This is a genomic window from Mesorhizobium sp. P170090 (assembly GCF_057786115.1).
The window spans coordinates 1,748,471-1,766,067 of record NZ_JBYNWH010000001.1 but is presented as its reverse complement, the minus strand read 5'-3'; the positions used below and the strand labels follow the sequence as shown (position 1 = coordinate 1,766,067).

The 17,597-nt window shown below is 56.8% G+C and carries 11 protein-coding genes and 2 pseudogenes; 3 read left to right on the top strand and 10 right to left on the bottom strand.

Features of this window, described 5'->3' with window-relative positions; all coding sequences use genetic code 11:
* Positions 1-51 precede the first annotated feature (51 nt).
* Entirely contained in the window at positions 52-5,640 is a 5,589-nt protein-coding gene (locus tag AC3EML_RS08555; protein ID WP_352522084.1) for a DUF3320 domain-containing protein, read from the bottom strand.
* Positions 5,641-6,113: 473 nt separating this feature from the next.
* Between AC3EML_RS08555 and AC3EML_RS08550 the strand changes: the two genes are divergently transcribed.
* Positions 6,114-7,001: a thermonuclease family protein gene (locus tag AC3EML_RS08550; RefSeq protein ID WP_084013054.1), complete on the top strand. Its 888-nt coding sequence runs from the start codon at positions 6,114-6,116 to the stop codon at positions 6,999-7,001.
* Between the two features lie 33 nt (positions 7,002-7,034).
* Here AC3EML_RS08550 and AC3EML_RS08545 read toward each other — a convergent pair whose 3' ends face one another.
* The 6 genes and pseudogenes from AC3EML_RS08545 to AC3EML_RS08520 all read right to left on the bottom strand — a co-directional run.
* Positions 7,035-8,189, bottom strand: coding sequence for a DUF4236 domain-containing protein (locus AC3EML_RS08545; RefSeq protein ID WP_352522083.1), 1,155 nt, complete (start codon positions 8,187-8,189; stop codon positions 7,035-7,037).
* A gap of 58 nt (positions 8,190-8,247) precedes the next feature.
* Positions 8,248-9,288, bottom strand: a complete 1,041-nt coding sequence (locus AC3EML_RS08540) for an OmpA family protein (RefSeq protein WP_352461074.1) — start codon at positions 9,286-9,288, stop codon at positions 8,248-8,250.
* A complete protein-coding gene (locus AC3EML_RS08535; RefSeq protein WP_352520075.1) occupies positions 9,285-10,598 on the bottom strand; it encodes a methyl-accepting chemotaxis protein in 1,314 nt (437 codons plus the stop codon). Before AC3EML_RS08535 ends, AC3EML_RS08540 begins: the two co-directional genes overlap by 4 nt.
* Entirely contained in the window at positions 10,598-11,416 is an 819-nt protein-coding gene (locus AC3EML_RS08530; RefSeq protein WP_023687338.1) for a hypothetical protein, read from the bottom strand. The genes AC3EML_RS08535 and AC3EML_RS08530 overlap by 1 nt, the downstream gene beginning before the upstream one ends.
* The gene (locus AC3EML_RS08525) at positions 11,409-12,842 is read right to left on the bottom strand and encodes a hypothetical protein (protein WP_352520089.1); all 1,434 of its coding nucleotides are present in this window, start codon (positions 12,840-12,842) and stop codon (positions 11,409-11,411) included. Before AC3EML_RS08525 ends, AC3EML_RS08530 begins: the two co-directional genes overlap by 8 nt.
* A gap of 284 nt (positions 12,843-13,126) precedes the next feature.
* Positions 13,127-13,606: pseudogene (locus tag AC3EML_RS08520) on the bottom strand (transposase); the annotation flags it as partial.
* Positions 13,607-13,696: 90 nt separating this feature from the next.
* Here AC3EML_RS08520 and AC3EML_RS08515 point away from each other — a divergent pair.
* Positions 13,697-13,900 (top strand): DUF6471 domain-containing protein, encoded by a 204-nt coding sequence (locus tag AC3EML_RS08515; RefSeq protein WP_352520074.1) that lies wholly within the window; start codon positions 13,697-13,699, stop codon positions 13,898-13,900.
* 330 nt (positions 13,901-14,230) lie between these two features.
* Here the strand turns inward: AC3EML_RS08515 and AC3EML_RS08510 are convergent, their stop codons facing one another.
* A complete protein-coding gene (locus AC3EML_RS08510) occupies positions 14,231-14,743 on the bottom strand; it encodes a hypothetical protein (RefSeq protein ID WP_352522082.1) in 513 nt (170 codons plus the stop codon).
* 61 nt (positions 14,744-14,804) lie between these two features.
* On the opposite strand from AC3EML_RS08510, the gene AC3EML_RS08505 reads away from it, so the two are divergent.
* Positions 14,805-15,764 (top strand): hypothetical protein, encoded by a 960-nt coding sequence (locus tag AC3EML_RS08505; RefSeq protein ID WP_352520072.1) that lies wholly within the window; start codon positions 14,805-14,807, stop codon positions 15,762-15,764.
* 161 nt (positions 15,765-15,925) lie between these two features.
* On the opposite strand, the pseudogene AC3EML_RS08500 reads toward AC3EML_RS08505, so the two are convergent.
* A pseudogene (locus tag AC3EML_RS08500) lies at positions 15,926-16,468 on the bottom strand (IS256 family transposase); the annotation flags it as partial.
* Between the two features lie 545 nt (positions 16,469-17,013).
* Entirely contained in the window at positions 17,014-17,511 is a 498-nt protein-coding gene (locus tag AC3EML_RS08495; protein ID WP_031198810.1) for a hypothetical protein, read from the bottom strand.
* Positions 17,512-17,597 lie beyond the last annotated feature (86 nt).

The following is a 17,597-nucleotide window of genomic DNA, read 5'->3' as shown; positions in this document are numbered from 1 at the left end:
AGGTGTTCCGAGCTTCAACAGAGATTGCAACGAGGGCTCTACAATGCCCGGTCACACTTCAGCTAATGCCTCGCTCGCGGACTCGCCGGCCACCAACAAACCGTCTTGGGGCCGCAGCAAGCCCTTGGCAATCAAATCGGCGACCCCAGCTGAAATCAACTGCCGCAATTGTGCACTTGTGGCTTTGAAGCCCAGCATTCTCGCAACGGTTATTGCGATTTCTTCCTCCGTCGCACCGAGGTTGGATTTCACGACTTCCATGGCGCCTTGGGCGACTTCGTCCTGCGCAATCATTTCGGGCTTGCGCAATCCAGCGGACACGACGCCGCTGCGATCCCTGAGACGAACAGGAGCACCTGGCTTGAAGCAGAAGCTGCCTCGACGGACTACTGCACCACCTCTCTGCGCTATGCCTACCCCTCGCTCGATTGCATCCTGAATCCTGCCACCGGCCCGCTGCAGACCCCACGCGCCCCGAATACGCGAAACTATTTCGTCGACATGGATTGGTGTTTCTATAGCCACCACCTGCTCGACCAGTCCGGCCATGATTCCGCTGGGCGTCTCGTGGAGTTCGAACGATCCCGGTCGGTTTAGTTCGGCCTCTTCGTAGGCTCGATTGGGTATCTCGGATCCCTTTGTGCTTTCGAGACCGATTTCCGTCACGTTGCCTCTGTCGACCGTAACAACCTGCACGGCTACAGCACGATTTCTCTGGACCCCCAATTCGGCCCGCTCATCGAGCTCTTTTCTCGCAGCCTCAATCGCTAATATGGTTCGCTCCAGCTGCTCGCGTGGCCTCTGAAACCAGTCAGCGTTCCAGATGCGATGGATTATCCAACCATGGTCTTCCAGAACAGACTGCCGTAGCCGGTCTCGATCTCGGGCCGAGCGCGATGAATGATATTCTGCGCCATCACATTCGATGCCAAGAATATAGCGGCCTGGCCTCTCCGGATCAGCAACCGCGAGATCGATGAAGAAGCCTGCAATGCCAACCTGAGCATGAACCTGGTAACCCTTTCCGATCAGCGCGTTGGCTACCTGCTCTTCAAAGATTGAATCCATTTCGCGAACCGTGGCCTGGGCAAGCGAAATTCGCCCTGTTCTCGCGTAGTGCAAGAAGAGCTTGAAGGCGAAGATGCCTTTCCCTTTGCCACGCTCCAGGTCGATGTCCTCGTCTGTGATGGACGCGAATACTTCGCAGCTGCGCTTGGCGCGGCTTATGAGGACGTTGAGCCGACGCTCGCCGCCTTCCGCACCAAGAGGGCCGAAACGCATGGCCATGTACCCCTGCGCATTCTTGGCATACCCCACTGAGATCATGATCACGTCGCGCTCATCGCCTTGAACATTTTCAAGGCTCTTGACGAAGAATGGCTCGCTGGGGTGCGCGTGAAAGAACTCCTCCGTATCGGGATTTAGTCGCCGCAGCCCTTCGAGTTCATCCTGGATCGCGCGGCGTTGGCTAACCGAAAATGTTGCAACGCCTAGAGTCTCTCGCGGGTTCACCTTCGCATGACGGATGATCGCTTCGGCTACTGCTCTCGCCTCTACCGGATTGGTTCCTGTGCCACCGGAATCGAAGACCCCCTCTGGCACATGATTAAACCGCAACCCCATGCCTGCCTCTTGGGTATAGGGGCTTGGCACGATGAAAAGCCGGTTCTCGTAGAACTGGCTGTTCGATACGGCGATCAGAGATTGGTGACGGCTACGGTAGTGCCAGCGGAGCATACGCTGCGGCAAGCCGCGGGCCGTGAACAGGCCGAGGATGCTTTCTATGTCGGCGACCTGCGCGCCCTCACCCTCGTCATCTTCAGACTGCGAGCCTGTCACCTTCGCGAAGAATGTCGTGGGTGGCAGTTGGCGTTCGTCGCCAACAACGACCACCTGATTGGCCCTGGCGATCGAGCCAAGGGCGTCCACAGGCTGTATCTGAGACGCCTCGTCCATCACAAGAAGATCGAAGGACATCCTGCCGGGCGACAGGAATTGGGCCACCGAAAGCGGGCTCATCATGAACACTGGCTTGAGTGCCTGGATGGCAGGCCCTGCCTTCTGCATCAACTGCCGGATAGGCATGTGGCCCCGTCTGCGCGCCATCTCAGAACGAAGCAGTCCGACTGGTCCAGCTCCGCCGTCTCTTGAAGGAATTTTTCGGTGATGAGCCGTCACAACTTCGATGGCACCGGCCTTGATCCTCTGTCGGTCCAGATCCGCGAAGTCACGTACAGCCCTGGAATGCAGTTCCCCGTCGAACCTTGCCAGCTCCGGCTCATCGGTCGCCATCGCTAGAAACATTCGTTCGTAGTAGGCCATATCGAAGACTGATCGCGCCGATCCTGTTGTAATCTGGCCGTCGGCCAGGCCGTCTATCAACTGTCCCAGTCCAGCCTTTCGGGCTGTTTCGGATCGCTCTCCATATGCAACCCATTTCGAGAGCTGTTCCTGATGATCGAGCCACCCCTCCAGTCGAGAAACAACCTCGACTATCGCGACGTCTGGAAAATCGTCTACTCCAAACAAGGAGGGAGCATCGGCTTTCAAATCCCCTGCAAGCGCCTTCAGTTCCCGCGCTGCCGCTTGGGCCGCTTCACGCGCTGAACGCGCCAAGTTTGCGATCTCTTTTCTTTCAGGCAACCGCGCAGCCAAATGCCGGATTGAGCCATTTTCTCTCAGCCAAAGTTCGGCTTGCACGAGAGCGGCCCAATCGGATCCTCGACCGAGCCACGACGAGCCGAATGCGAACTTGCCAAGGCTTTCCCCGTCCTCGATCTCTTGATCAAGCGCTTGTAGTCTGCCTAGTCGGCGCAGTATCTCCACCCGCTCACTGATCAGATCTGGAACGTCAGTCAGAACCTGTCGTGACGCGTCATCGGCTTGAGCTACAGTGCTTGCCTTCGCTTCCATCAGTTGCAGCGAGGCCCGCTCGGCGGAAGCCACGTCACCTTGCATGGATGACGCAAGGTGGCCTAAATCGTTCCAAAACCCCTCGATAATCGGCTGACCGATGTCGATCACCTTACGAACTCGGATCGCACGCGCGCCCGCTTCAGAGCGCTCCGCCATCCGCCCGGCTATAATTCGCGGTTCCGAGCCAAGTCCCCTCAGCGTGCGCATCCACTCCACTAAGGCCTGGAGTGGTGCCGAAGACGATCTCTCACCGCGCCAATCGGCTCCGAAGGCGGAACGGCCAAAGGCGTCGCCTTCGCGCACTTTTGCTGCGGCCGCTTGGCCCTTCATTAGAATGTCGAGGAGACCCACTATCTCCGCCCCAGGCGCGCTAGGGGCCACCAAAATAGTCCGCACAAGTGCATTGGCACGACGGTAGTCGCCATTCAATGCTTTCAATATTCCCGTGTGCTCGGCGAGCGCTTGCCGCGCCGCGGCCACGTTGGTACTCCACGCGGCATCAACAACTTTGCCCTGAAGCTCGGCTCTAGCAGTCTCTAGCGTTGCTACGCTGTCGGCAAGGTCACCAGCCTGTTCCAGCCCGGAGTCCCAAACTGTGGCTGCGAATGCCTCAGGGCTCGCATCGGGGGCTGCCGCAACTCTCTCGCCGGTCATCACTAACCTGAGGAGTCCTGCAAGCGTGTCCGGTAAAACCGTAGACCCCAGTTCTTGATTTAGCCGCTCAGCTTCTTCTCTTAAGCGTGGGAGCAACACGGTTAGCTGGCGCGCACGAACGAAACCGTCTTTCGGAAAGTCTGAAGGAAGCTTAGCAAGCTCTGTCTCGAGACCTTCAATTGGCGTGTCGATAGCCGTCGCCACCAACTGCTCCGACAGTTCCTCGGATTTGCGGTTGAAATCTGTTCCTGTCCAGAGAAGCGATGCAATGTCCTTTGGACGCTCATCCCAAACCGGCGAGACTAGCGCCTCGGCAGGAAGTCCAGGTGCGGACGCGAGAAGCTCAGCGCGATCTTCTACCTCGCCGCTGTCGCTGAGGATTTGCGGAGGCTTCGCCTCGATCCGCTCAGCAATATCGGCCAGTTTGGCGTGCAGAGCCTTTGCTTGATCCAGCGAGGACGCAATGCGTGGGACGAGCCTCTCAATGGTCGTTGGTAGAACGACATCCAGGCCAACTCCCCGCCATGGGTGGTGGATCGGCAAGCCGATCTCGTTGATCCGCTGAGACACGTCATCGAGAAGTTTGCGACGTTGCGAGACACCGTCATTCGTCCAAGCGGTGGCATCCTCAAGTTCAATATCAACTGGCTTTTGCCCGTTCTGCCTTAGTCGGGTTAGCTGGCCAAGAACCTGGTATGGAGTGAGTTCGGACGTTCCAAATGGAACATGCATCCTTGTAGCATGTGCATTGAGTTTATCCCTAGCCTCCAGCAGGCGTTCAGTAAGGGAAGAAGCAAGCTGTCCGCGAGGCGATCCGAGTTGCCAGGTGCGCCGCAACTCCTCCAGCATCATGCGCTTGTTTGCCTTGTTGCTATGGAGCTCAAGGCAGGCGTCCCCCACCCCCGCAGTGTCAAGCCGTCGCTTCACGACCTCAAGTGCGGCCATTTTTTCCGCAACGAACAGCACGGTCTTTCCATCGGCAACGGCCGACCCGATAATGTTTGCGATCGTCTGCGATTTTCCTGTCCCGGGAGGACCTTGGATAACGAGGTCGCGACCCTTTCTTGCATCATGGATCGCCAGCGTCTGAGAACTGTCACTGTCGACGATATGCAACATTTCGGCAGGCGCGATATGCGGATCAATCGCAATGTCGTCCGACATCAGCGGTTCGCGTGTTTCGAAACCATCTGAAAGAAGCGAGCGGATCTTCGGTTGTTCGATAATCTTTGCGCCATCCGGCCAGAGATCCGGATCCAGGTCACGGTACATCAAGAACTTAGCGAACGAGAAGAAGCCGAGCACCATATCATCGGCAAGCACCTGCCAACCCTCTTTGGTTGACACTGCTTCGGCAACGGCATCGAGATAGGCCGAGACGTCGAAGTCGTCTCCTACTTCGAAACGCGGCAGGGCGAGCTTGTGAATGCGGTCGAGATAGAGTTCCAAGGAGAGGTTTGCCGTAAGATCTTCCGTACGAGCTCGCAGCCGAAACTTTTCTCCAGCGGCCCCTCGCTCCAGCCGTACGGGGACCAAAATGAGAGGAGCCTGACGGATGTTTTCTTTGTTGCTCGGGTCAATCCACTTCAGCATGCCAAGGGCCAGAAAGAGGATATTGACGCCCTGCTCTTCCTCAAGTGTGCGGGCATCGTGGTAGAGATCAAGGAGCCGGCGCTGCAGCCCCGTTGGGGTCATCCTCGTCTGAAGCTTGGTGTCAGAATGTCGCGCAGATACCCCTCTATCGTCGAATCCTTCGTCCTCAGGCTGAGCAAGAGCAACGGGGGAATAGTCGATTTCCTCGTCTGGAGGGCTGCTCTCAACCTGGCCTGCCTTCGGCCGATCCGGCTTGCCGGCCAGGAAGGTAAAAGCCTTTCCTTCGCTCACCAGCAATCGATAGATCTCAGACGACCTCTCGTCGACAATATCGATCGTCTTCGCGCTCTTTGAAAACCGTGGCACATTCAAAAGTCGGTTGCGAGCAGAAAGGTCGAGCAATTCCATCCTGGCTCGCTCGAGCTTTTCCTTTAAAGGCAGATCGCTTTGGAAGACCGATTTTTCAACTTCCGACACTCACACCCCCCTGATAGGCTGGACACATAGAGCCTAGACAAGGGCTGTCCGCAACATAAAATGCTGGTTTTTCAACCTCGAATGGCTGCCACCAACACTTCAATCGTTTAGTATTGTGAGCGCTGCGGCTTGGTGGAAAAATTGCGGATGTTTGTTTAATGTTCCGGACACTTCGCATCCCCACCTTGATCTCGAGGTTCCCTTTCGGACAAAATGCCATCATACGTGTGGACGAGGTGTTGGCAGCTCTGGCATCCGCCTCGCCGGCCACGACCAACTGGCGCACAAGCCGACTTCTTTTTGAATTGGCCTCCTAATTTCATTCCGAGAAAACTTGTAGGCTCCAGCGCGGAAAGATGGTCGTGTTTACGGAAAAGGTAACTACAAAGTCGTGACTTCGGGCTGATCTGCGAAGGCACCATTGTTCAAAGCGCCGAACTACAAGGCAAACCAGCGCAGCGAAAAAGGCGCCTATGAAAGGTGCAGAGGCACGTTACAAATCATGCAGCTTGCGTTTCGCAAAGGATCGGAAATTGAATAACAATCGCTATTCTCATCGTCGCCGCGCGCGACCAAGGCGCGGCGCGGAACCAATCGTCCGCAGACGTTTCTCTCCAGATGTGCGCTTGCCTCTGATCCTGGTGATCGTGGTGGCCTTGGCTGCTTACGCGACCCACTATTTTACAGGCTCCGGTGACCAGTTACGTGGTCTCGATATAGCAAACTCGGCCGGGTCGAGACGGGCGCCGATTGTAGGCATAGCATCAGTGATTGATGGAGACACGATAGAGATCCACGGGCAGCGCGTCCGCTTCAACGGCATCGATGCACCCGAAAGCCGCCAATACTGCAATGACGCTAGCGCACATCAATACCCCTGCGGGCGCCGGGCGGCCGAAGCATTGGCGAATTTCCTTGCGGCTTCGCAGCCTGTCCAATGCACATTTGTTTCATGGGATCGGTACCGTCGCTTCGTCGGTGACTGTCGGCGCGCGGACGGTGTCAGCGTCGCGTCCTGGATGGTCGAACATGGCCAAGCCTTGGACTGGCCCCGCTATAGCCACGGCGCCTATGCGCAACAGCAAACTAATGCTGAAACCGCAAAGGTTGGAATCTGGATTGGGACGTTTGACAACCCTTGGGATTGGCGCGAACAACATGCCGAATCTGCGAGCCCAGCCAAAAGCCCCCTTGGGCTTGTCAGCCGTCGCCAAATAGCACAGAGCTACTCATGCCAACCTCGCCGCTTGTGCACGCAGATTTCATCTTGCGAAGAAGCACGTTGGTATCTCGCCAACTGCTCATGGGGGAGCAAGTTGGATCGAGATAGCGACGGGATTCCGTGCGAAGGCGTTTGCTGACCTGGGCTCACGCTTTGAGCCCATCCCCAACCATCACTCCCTAGTGTGCGCATTTAGCGTTATGAATTGGCGGTCGGAGCTTCGATGCAATTGCGCGAGTGCCGATAGAGCCTGGCAAAAGGGCTGGCTGACGTTTGTCTTGGAAAATTCCACCAGCTCGTTAAGTCCGGACGGGCTAGAAAACCGCAACGCTTCGTAGCGGCATACAGGGATCTGCCGATTGTCTTTGAAGCGCTTGTCAGGCCCGCCGTTTTTGTTTGGGTGAGCCCAGGTGTAGCTCACGATCTCCGCATCAGATGGAACTTTGCCGGTCTCGATAAAATTACTCGGGGCGAATTGGGTCTGCAGATCGGCATATCCGACTGCGCCGTATCGGTTTCCGTCCTTCACCAGCACTAGGTCAGGCATGAAGAAGAGCACCTGCCGACCCACATGGATTGAAGGCGGAGTAACGTTGCTGCGTACAACCTTCGGCAAGGAGCTTGTAAGTGTCGTAGGCTTTTTGTCGACCAGCATGCTGGCCCCGGCATTTCGCTTCCAAGCAGTCAGATCCTCTATCTTGCCGCCGGCAGCGACATGCCATCTCCCTGCGCAGCCGGTGAGAGTTTCGAACGCGCCGACAAGTCGCCCGTAGGCGGCCTCCGCGTCTTTTTCCAGATCGTAATAGAGCACGCTCACCCGGCGGTAACTGTCAAACCATTTGCCAATGAGCATACCCGGCACAAAGGCACCGATGCCCAGCACCGGTGCGGCACCTCCGAGCTTGGTCCCCACAAGGAAACCTGCAATCCCGAACAAAACCGCGAGTGCTACGGACAGCCGCGTCTGCGATTGCCTGGCATTGATTTCATCGAGCACACTGGCGAATGTCTCGTCACGCATTTCCACCACATCGCGGGACTCGATTTCTCTCATCACGACGCCGTCAGAGACGTATTCCGGGGGCGAGGATTGTGGACGGGGTTGCGGCGCAGATGGGGTTTGAGAGAGCTGAACTACCTTCTTCGCGCTGGCCTTGCCTAAAGTGCCACGATAGTAGAGCCCACCCACGCCGGCGTGGATGTAGTGACCTCTTGGCCCAGTGCCGATGCGGAGGCCCTTCACGCCAACGGAAGCGCCAACCCCACCGGACGAAAAGTTAAAGCGGAATGGTCCCGCACCGATCGATTTTCGAACGTAAAACCCCATAGCCCAATCCCCCCAACTCAACTGCCGTACCGCTAAGGCGCCAGTCTCTCGTCCCCATTCATGGCTTGGCGCCACCTACCGGCGCCAATTTTGATCGCTGCCTCACCCTAATCTCGATGCGCCTTCGAGCCCGTACATCGCCCATCTGCGCTCCGTCGGTGAGATGATCGCCGGGCAGGATGAGCTGACCACCAGACATCGGCAAAATCGTAAACCCCTTTAATGCGGGCATGTCACTGAGCACACTTGTAACTGAAATCGCGCGGGCCAGCCCAAGACCGGCATTGTCGGCGGGATGGAGTGAGCCGATTTCCACTTTCCCTGACAGGACCGGTTGGAGCCCCTTGTCCATGTTGGAGGATTCGCCCGCCATCGCCTGCTCGTCCGTGTGGCCAATTACCTCAATCACGTCGACACCGTACGAGGTCGCAGTCCCGGCGATGGTCTTCGCAAGATCGCGCAACTTTGTTTTGAAGGCATTCGAAAGCTCTGCGCTTCCGGTATCGAAATTATAGCCATCCAGTTCGCTGAGACTGATGATCGGCGGCCAATCGTGAGGTTTTGCTGCTTGCGTCGGCTCTGCAGCCTCCTTGAGCACATCAGCCAGATCCTGCAGCCCTTTGTCGGTGCCGGTGTAACCAAATTCTCTCAAGACCTTCGCCGCATCTATCATGGCCTTGGTCTGATCAACGCTTATGTCGTTGTCCGCAAGGACCTTCGCGACAGGGGCATTTCGCACGACCTCCTCCAGAGAAATACCTGCTTCCTTGACCGACTTAACAGCATCCTTGGCCAGGACCAGCTCGCGCCATTGTTCGTCGGGAACGGTTCCTCCCCTCGTGGGCTGAAACACCGCTTTTATCTGAGCCAGAAGCCGCTTGTTCTCGGCTTCGAGCCTCTGCACGTTTTCCTTGTTTGATTGAGTGGCTCGCAGTGCCTCATCGGTCTCTTTCTGCTTTTTCGTGATAATAGCACCGGCTGCTAGCAACAGGCAGAACACCAAAAGCAGCATCGTCTCGGCCATGGTCAGGCCCAGTATCAAACCGCGGCCGTAACCCTTGCGCTCGAAGGCGACCGAAGTCCCGCCAGCGTCACTCACCTGCCCCACCAACTGGTTCGCTTAGGCGGTTCCGTTCGTTCGGCGGGAGGCTCGCTTCCCAGAGTTTGGAAAGCGTCTGGTTGGGGCTCAGGCTCGACCCGAATTGGTGCGCTCTCGACGGTGTCATTTGCGGCCAGATCTGCCAGTGGCTGTTCGATCGCGATAGGAGCGTTGAGAGGGGGAACAGGCCTCGGCGCGTGAAGGGTTCTTCCTGCCAAGGTTGCGACAAGGTCTCCGGTGTCCTTGCTTTGCTTTTGCACCACTGCGGCAAGCGCCTGGGTCAAGCGTTGTTGCGCTTGGACGCTCTCCGCTGTTTGCTCTGCGGCTGCCACAGCCTTTTCCACACCTGCGGCCACTTTAGCCACAGCATCAACGATGCCCGCCATGCGGGCTTGCTGTTCCTGCGAAGCCGTCTCTGTTTTGACAGCATACTGAGCGACCGCGCTGCCAAGAAGTTTCACCATCGGCGCCAGATCGTTCTTAAGGACCTCATCAGGGACGACAACCCTCTCCAACTTGGTGGCTACGCTGTCGGCCTGTTCACCCAGTCTCCCAACTGAAGAGGACATTGAGCTGTTGGCTTTGTCGAGCAGATCGGCTGCCGCCTCGACGCGCTGTGCGATCGACGAGAACTGACTTTCGATCTGCCCAAAATTGTCGCTCAACGCATTGCTGAGCTTTCCCGAGGCCTCTTGAACTGGTCTGATCGATTCCATCGCGATTTTATCCAGGGCCGATCTTATGTGCTCTCCGTTCCGCTCCGCTTGAACGGCAATTTCGGCAAAACCCTCCTCCAACATCTGATTGCTTACGCGGCGAAAGTCAGCGAATTCCCTGGTTACGCTTTCCATCTCGGCTCTTACACGCCGCGTCATATCCGCGAGTTCGTGCCTGACCGTCCGTTCGATGTCGGCAGGATCGCGGCGCATCTGATTGTAAAAGATTCGCAAAGCAATGCCCGTGATCGTCGACGTCACCGCGATACCAAAGTTCCTCACGATTGTGTCGGTGGATCCTTCGGAACCAAACTGAAACAGCGATACTCCGAGACTCGTCAAGGTAAACAGGAAACCCATGTAGTAGAGATTGTCGCCTGTTTGCTCATCGTGGAGCCGTAGCTTGCCGGTGAAGACGGACGCGGCAAGATAGATGAGCATCAGGCACACAGGTGCGCTCGCCGCCATTATCGGGTCTACGCCCGACAGCTTGGCTATTGCGATGAACACGCAGCCACCCAGGGTTAGCGTCGCAAAGACGAAAAGGGGCAGGCTCGGATGTCCTAAGAACGACTCCCCTCGCTTCTTGGCCATTAGTTTAACCCCTCCAACCCTACCAGCTTCTCAAAATCACCATGATGGCTTTGAACCCACCGGGTCCAGAACTCTGCATGTTCGAAAGAGCCAAATGGCTTCTTCGCCCTATCGACGTAGAGTATCGTAAACCCAACGCCATCGAGCGATGTCCCGTAAGTCCTGTCAGCCGCGCTATCAAGGTACTTCTGATAATCGAGACCCGAACGATATTGTGAGTACAGCGCCGTATGTTCGATCATATCTGACGCGACTATTATTCGCTTGGCGGTCTTCTCTTTCGCCAAACTGCTATCGAATAGCGACAGTTTGATTTTCTGAATTCCGGCCATGATCGGAGATTGGCTCGCGGATTCTCCATTGGGAATCTGGTCGGGAAGGTTCGTCAAAGGGTCCTCGAACGCATCTTCCCATTTCTTCTGCCGCCGAGACGGATTGTTCGTCCAGCTGTCGACCGTCGAGCCATCGCCCGGATTGCATCCATCAAACATCACAGTCAGGTCGCCGGGCCTCGCGCCCAGCGTCAATATCTTGAGATAGCCGCCAGGCTCGACGCGCCCAATGGTCTTGCGGAATTCATTCTTCAGATCCGCCATAGTTATCGGCGAAATCGGGTCGGTGGCGTCGATCAAGACCGCTGTCAGGCTCACAGGTCCGTTCAGTGGGCAATTCGTGCTGATGTCGATTTGGTCCTTCCCGGATCTCGACCACATCCAAACAAAACCGGCCAGCATCACAGCCGACAGCACGGCCAATCCGGCTGCTGCGACAATTGTGCCGCCACTGCCTTTCTTTCTTCTGCGACCCCGCCTAGCCATTCACGCTATCCGGATGAAGCTTGTCGAGATCTCGGTACTGTTCGATCCCGCGCTCGCATTCCAGCCCGATGAGCCGCACCTGAGCGTTGAGTTCTTCCTGCGCGTCACGAATTGAGGCGCCCAGGTCCTTCTCGCTCCATTCATCGTCGGACGATATCAGGGGTTTTATGCGCTCAAGTTTGTAGGGTGTGGCAAAATGTTTTGGCGCTGGCTCTGTACGGGCCTGGAAATTGGCCTCCCTGTACTTTGAGAGAAGCTGGTTGCAGGCTCGCTCCAGCTGGTCTTGATGCTGCGCAAAGAGCGTCAGCAGCCTCGACCGATGATCGATGATCGCTCGATGCTCCCTGCGTCTGCTCCCCAGCCGCTTGACGATGTCCTCCACCTTCTCGTTGTGCTCATCGCGCACCTCTTGCAGAGCCTCGATGAGCTCGCTCTTGCGCTCGATGTAGTCTTCCCTGCGAGCCACCAATCTGTTTTCGACACCCGCATAGCCCGGGTATGGGTCGAGAACGAACCAGCCGTCGATAAACGCAAAGATCGAAAACATGAGACCAATGCCGAACAGAAGCCAGGATTTCACGTCCATAAGGCCAGCCGGATTGGCGAGCATGCTGCGCACGACCTCGACGCCGGCTCCGTCCACAAAGGACCCGCTAACCTCGCGGTAATGCGCAAGCGCTAGGTTTATGGTCAATGCCAAGCCGATATAGGCCACTATCGACAGCGCGCCGATCAACTTCACAAAAAGCGATCTGTGAGTCACCAGGCGTGCACAGAATATTGCGAACAGCAGAGCGGCGCCGATGTTCAAAAACGAGAACGCGGCGGCTTCGAGGAGCCCGCCAAAGAATCCCTGTTCATTTCCCTTTGCGAGGAAATTTCCGTTCATCGCCGTTTCAATGAGGAACAGGAAGATTAGCAGGGACACTCGGAAAACATGGACCGCTCCGTGTTGAACCCTCACAGCCCGGACAAGCCCGTGCTTCTGTTTGAACCAGTCGTGTTCTTTCTCCGCATCGTTGAGCGATTTGCGCAATCCGTGAAGTTCGTCCAGGCCCACCGCGATCGAGGCCTTGAAATCGGAAACACTGGCGGCGTTCGCCTGACGGATCAGACCAAACTGCTCTTCAAAGTCGAGGCTAGCCAATCGTCCGGAGAGTAGCTGTAGGCTGTCTTCGAGTGTGTGATGTGCGGCCTTCTTTTGGTCCTCGACCCTCTCGATAACTGTGTGCTCTATATCGTCGAAATTCTTGGCCGTCTTCAGAGGCTGGTTAGCCTCGCCTCGCTGCGTTCCACGACCTTCAAGATCCATTTCGCGATCAATTTTCGCGACATCCAAGCTATTGAACAATTGGGTGCTGGCGCGGAAATCGTGATTTGCCTCTAGTAGAGACTCTCGCAGTTTATTTAGCTTTTCGAATTTTATTCCCACAGCACCGCACCCGTTTTTGTACCTCTGCCCGCACAAATGGCTTCTATGCACAGCAGAAGCAAAGGGCAACTGCGTCTTCGCAACTTTGCGGTCCACTGCTCACGAGACGATCGTCTGATGTAAAAATGACGACGATAGCTGCCGTGGCAAGCGGACTTGGGCCAATGAATAGGCCATGCAGCATACTCTTCTCCGCCGGGCTTTGTGGCGAAGGAACTGAAGATCACGCCAATGAGCTGCTAAAAATCGACTCCAGAGGCGTTCGCGCAGTAGCAGAAGCGCGCGCCCTCGGCGCGCACCACGCCACCAAAGTAAGCGCCGTCAATCTCGACCTCGCCTTCAAGGGTTTCGTTCTTGGTTTCAGCCGACAGGCTTCGCGCAGCTTGTGAGCCAGCACAAAGGCGGTCTTGTACTGCACGTCCAGATCGCGAGAGAACTGGACCGCCGACATGCCCTTCGCGCCGTTAACAAACAGGCAGATCGCGGCGAGCAGATCGACAAACGACAGCTTGCGCGAGGCGAAGATCGTGCCGCTCGTAACCGAGAACTGCGCCCCCGCAAGCGGCGCACTTGAACTTGCGACCGGTCGGAATGTCGTAATGATCCAGGCACCCGCATTTCGGGCAAACAGGCTCGCCTTGAGTCGAAGCCCAGCGAAGGCGCTTGAACGCGTCGTAAGCCTTTTCCTCGCCACCCTTGTAAATCTCTTTCAGAGAAAGGGAGCGGCTTTCGGCGGAAAGGAGGAAGTGTTGGGCCATTGTCATCATATCCGGTTATATGCGGGGTTTGTATCGCCAAATACAGGGGCCTATACCACCGACTGTGATGATATTTTTTGAGGCGAGGCTATGGCAGGCAAGGACGACCCGCAGACAGTCGAATACGAGACGAAAGCCAAGGACCTTTTGAAGTCAGAGTTGAGGCGGAAAGGCGTTACCTATGCCCAACTCGCCGAAAAATTGGCGACTATGGACATTCACGAAACCGAGCGTAATTTGAACAACAAAATAGGCCGGGGGGCTTTAGTGCTGCGTTCTTACTGCAATGCTTAGACGCTATCGGGGCATCCTCATTGCGGCTTTCGGAGTAGTTTTACTCGGGGCGGCTTTGCCGCCAGACGAGCGCAAGAGCACTCAGCCCCAACATTCCGAACAGCATCAAGAGACCATAGGCAACCCTGTTGCGGCGAGTCCTCCGCCTGTCCAACAGGCAAATGAACCCCCAAGTTACACTAACCCATGCCAAGCAGGTCACGATGATCGCAGTTCCGATCTGTGTGCCCAGTGGAAGGCTGCCGACGCTGCCCAACAGTCGGCGAACTGGACCACCATTGGCGCTATCGTGGGTGCTTTCACGCTCGCCGCTGCTATGGCCGCTGCTTACTACGCCAAAGAGGCTGCTAGGCACACCCAGCGCAGCGCCGACATTGCCGAAAAGGCTTTGCTCGATATCGAGCGCCCGTATTTGTTCGTCACCGCCACCAAACCGTTGGTGGGGGTGACGCACGATTGGGCTGACAAGCCCGACAACAAAAGACCAATTCCGGAAGCGGCATACTCGATCAAGAATTTCGGACGCACTCCTGCCATCATAAACGAGATTCGGGCGAGCCTCCGGCTTTGCAACTTGCCGCCAACTCCTACCATCCCGGAGAAATCAATGACGTTGAACGGGTGCTCGGGGCAGACGATGCTCTTAGCCCTGCAGCTTTTGATCGCGGCGGCCCTATCACAAACAATGTGCGGAATGAGCTTTTCCTGTCCGATACTCACATAGAGGGGCGGGTTCCCTTCCATATGTATCTGTATGGCGAGATCACTTATACGAGCGTCAACGGGATCACCGACCAATTCGGATTTATCTACCGCTACTCGCCTCCCGGCAATACGTTCCATTTGCAGGACATTCCCGGCTACACCTACCGCCGCCGTGACGTGAAGAAACAGTAGGATTGCGATGCTGAAGCGTGTTTGGGATGGAACCGTTTCGCTCTGGGTTACGATTGCAATCTGTTCGTTTTTGCTTTTCGTCACGGCGCTGGGTTTCATGTCAGCCCGCGCCTATGATCGCGCTACCAAGGACTACCAGACCAGCCGCGCATATGATGAAACCCGCCGACAATTTGAGCAGCGATGCGCGGATTTTGAAGGCAAAGAAATCTTCAACTGCCTTAAAGGGCAGATAGAGACCGCCCGCGAGCCCAGCCGCGCCGAGGAAGATGTAGGCGCTCAAAAGGAGATGGCCCGCTGGGCTCTTTGGTTGCTCATCATCACTGGCGTTCTGGGCCTTGCCAGTGTCCTTGTCGGTCTCGTCGGCATCTTTCTGATACGAGACACCCTCGCCACGAACAAGGAGGCTACCGGCGCCGCTAAAGCTGCCGTTGCCCATGCGTCTCAGACGGCCAAGCTGGAACTTCGCGCATATCTTACTGTCGAGCCCGCCGGTGTCGATCAATTGATCGGTAGCGCGGAAGTCATCGGGAAGGTGCGCCTTAGAAATGTAGGGCGGCTGCCCGCCCGCAAGGTCACTCTGGTTGTCAGGATGGCTCGCTCGAAAGGGGTCGAGATGATTGCGTCTCGACGGCGAAGTAAATTCTCTTTCTCACACCCGCCGATATATTCGGATCGCGTCGTGCAGCCTGACGGAGAAATGCGGCAAGGTAGCGAAGACTACTTGGCTATCGCCGACCTTTGCCTGCCCCACCATAACGTCTACGTCTACGGGATTGCTCTCTACGAAAACGGCTACGGGACGCCATGCTTCACGCGATTCTGTCACAGATATTCCACCGATGGCCGCGTGCAGGGCATCAACTGGAAAACGCTCACAACTAAGAGCCGGACTTTCATCGATACCGATAAGGCTCGCTATCACGCCCACGGCAATTCCGCCGAAGAGCCGGAAGCGACGGAATAGCCCAGCTAAGGCAGCGGCCCACGCCGCTCGCGCCACATGGCGCGCCGCCTAGCTCGCGGTCCCCTCCTTCGGAGGCGGTTTGGTGCCTTCGCTACATAAGGCCGGATATACCCGTGGTTGTGTGCGTCAAGTTCTGCAAAATGGGGCGGCCATGATGCTGGTCATGCGGCTTGGCGCAGCGCGAGCTTCTTGTGCTCGCGCAGATCATCCATGTTGATATAGCGGTTGGCCTCCATCCAGTTTTCGTTGGTTTCGACGGCCAGCGCCCTGACCAGGCGCAGGCAGCTTTCGGCGTTCGGGAAGATGCGCACGACATAGGTGCGCCGGCGGATTTCCTCGTTGAGCCGCTCCAGCATGTTGGTGGATTTGAGATGCTTGTGGTGCTGTCTCGGCAGCCTGAAGAAGGTCAGGGTTTGTTCGATGGCATCCTCGGCCCAGCCTGTCAGGCGCGGATAGCGTGCCGACCATTTGGCAAGCCATGCGGCAAGATCAGCCCTGGCCTCTGCGAGATCGCGCCGGTCGTAGAGCCAGCGCAATTCCTGCAGGCAGTCGTCGCCGTGCTTCCTCGGCAGATGATCGAGCGCGTTCCTGAGGAAGTGCACGTAGCAGCGTTGCCAGGCGGCTTCGGGGATCACCTCGCCGATCGCTGCCACCAGGCCGTTGTGATCGTCGGACACAACCAACTCGACGCCCTTGAAGCCGCGCCGAACGCGATCAGGGTGCCGGCGCTCTTGGCGCGATCCGGCACAATATCGCGGCTAGTGCGTGGGTGAGCCGGTCGAATTTGTCGTTCGGGATGTAGTGTCCATGCTGGATCCTCCGTTAGCTGATTTGCCTGCAAGGTATATGAGTCATATGGCAATGGTTCGCAAGATCAAAAATATCATAAGCAAAACGATGACTTATCGACCTTAGACTTGCTCCGAACGCGTAAAAGCGGCCTCGGGCGGTTGCAAAATCGCTACAATCTTTATTTTTGATATCCGCTCGGTAAGGCGCTTTTCGCCTAAGCAACTAGGCGTTCTCACATTTTTTGTTCAAGAACAAGGCATCACACAACTTGCCTACGAGGCGAAAGCGCCTTAACTGTCAACGTTTACATACGCGAAAGTGCCTAAACATCCTGCCTGCTGCGGATGGAGGACGCTGACTGTAAAAGCCCGCCCAACCTTTCGGCGGGCGGGCTTCCACTGTCGGAACTGGAGAGTGTCATGTCGACAGCCCCGACAGGTCGGAAAGGGGTCGCTGGTTAGCGGCGCGAGATCAGCAGGCAGAGCCGGCGCAGGTCACGATCATAGGTGTCTTCGTTGCTAAGCACTTCGACGCAGCGCTTCTTCATCCGAGTGACCTGGGCGTTCGACATATCGCCGACAACGCTAGCCAGATTCGGGTTGCTCGAAGCGGTCGGGTTGCTGGGGTTGGCGGCTGGATTGGTTCCAACGCCGACATTTACGTCGGTACCGACCCCGGTGACGACACCGACATTGGCGCCGCCGGTGCCGATGGAAGCAGTCGCTCCGCCACTGCCGCCGACGGAGGCTCCGGCATTTGCCCCAGAACCGCCTAGGGATACGCTAGCCGTAGCGCCGCTGTTGCCGCCCACATTAGCGCTGGCGCCTCCGCTGCCGACGGATACCCCGCCGACGCCTCCGACATTAATTCCAGCTGCAGTCGCTGGCATACAAAGAATTACGAGAACAGATCCGGCAGTCAGACTGCCCGTAAGAATTTCAAAAATTCTTGCCATAGTACGCCTCCTTGTTGCCCTGCAAAGGATGGGACATTTTTTGGGATCTACGGACCCCATAGTGACGCCCTAGAGTTGAAAAACAA

Coding starts and splice junctions, on each gene's coding strand:
- AC3EML_RS08550 (WP_084013054.1), top strand. CDS start 6,114: ATGAAAGGTGCAGAGGCACGTTACAAATCATGCAGCTTGCGTTTCGCA.
- AC3EML_RS08545 (WP_352522083.1), bottom strand. CDS start 8,189: ATGGGGTTTTACGTTCGAAAATCGATCGGTGCGGGACCATTCCGCTTT.
- AC3EML_RS08535 (WP_352520075.1), bottom strand. CDS start 10,598: ATGGCCAAGAAGCGAGGGGAGTCGTTCTTAGGACATCCGAGCCTGCCC.
- AC3EML_RS08530 (WP_023687338.1), bottom strand. CDS start 11,416: ATGGCTAGGCGGGGTCGCAGAAGAAAGAAAGGCAGTGGCGGCACAATT.
- AC3EML_RS08515 (WP_352520074.1), top strand. CDS start 13,697: ATGGCAGGCAAGGACGACCCGCAGACAGTCGAATACGAGACGAAAGCC.
- AC3EML_RS08510 (WP_352522082.1), bottom strand. CDS start 14,743: ATGGAACGTATTGCCGGGAGGCGAGTAGCGGTAGATAAATCCGAATTG.
- AC3EML_RS08505 (WP_352520072.1), top strand. CDS start 14,805: ATGCTGAAGCGTGTTTGGGATGGAACCGTTTCGCTCTGGGTTACGATT.
- AC3EML_RS08495 (WP_031198810.1), bottom strand. CDS start 17,511: ATGGCAAGAATTTTTGAAATTCTTACGGGCAGTCTGACTGCCGGATCT.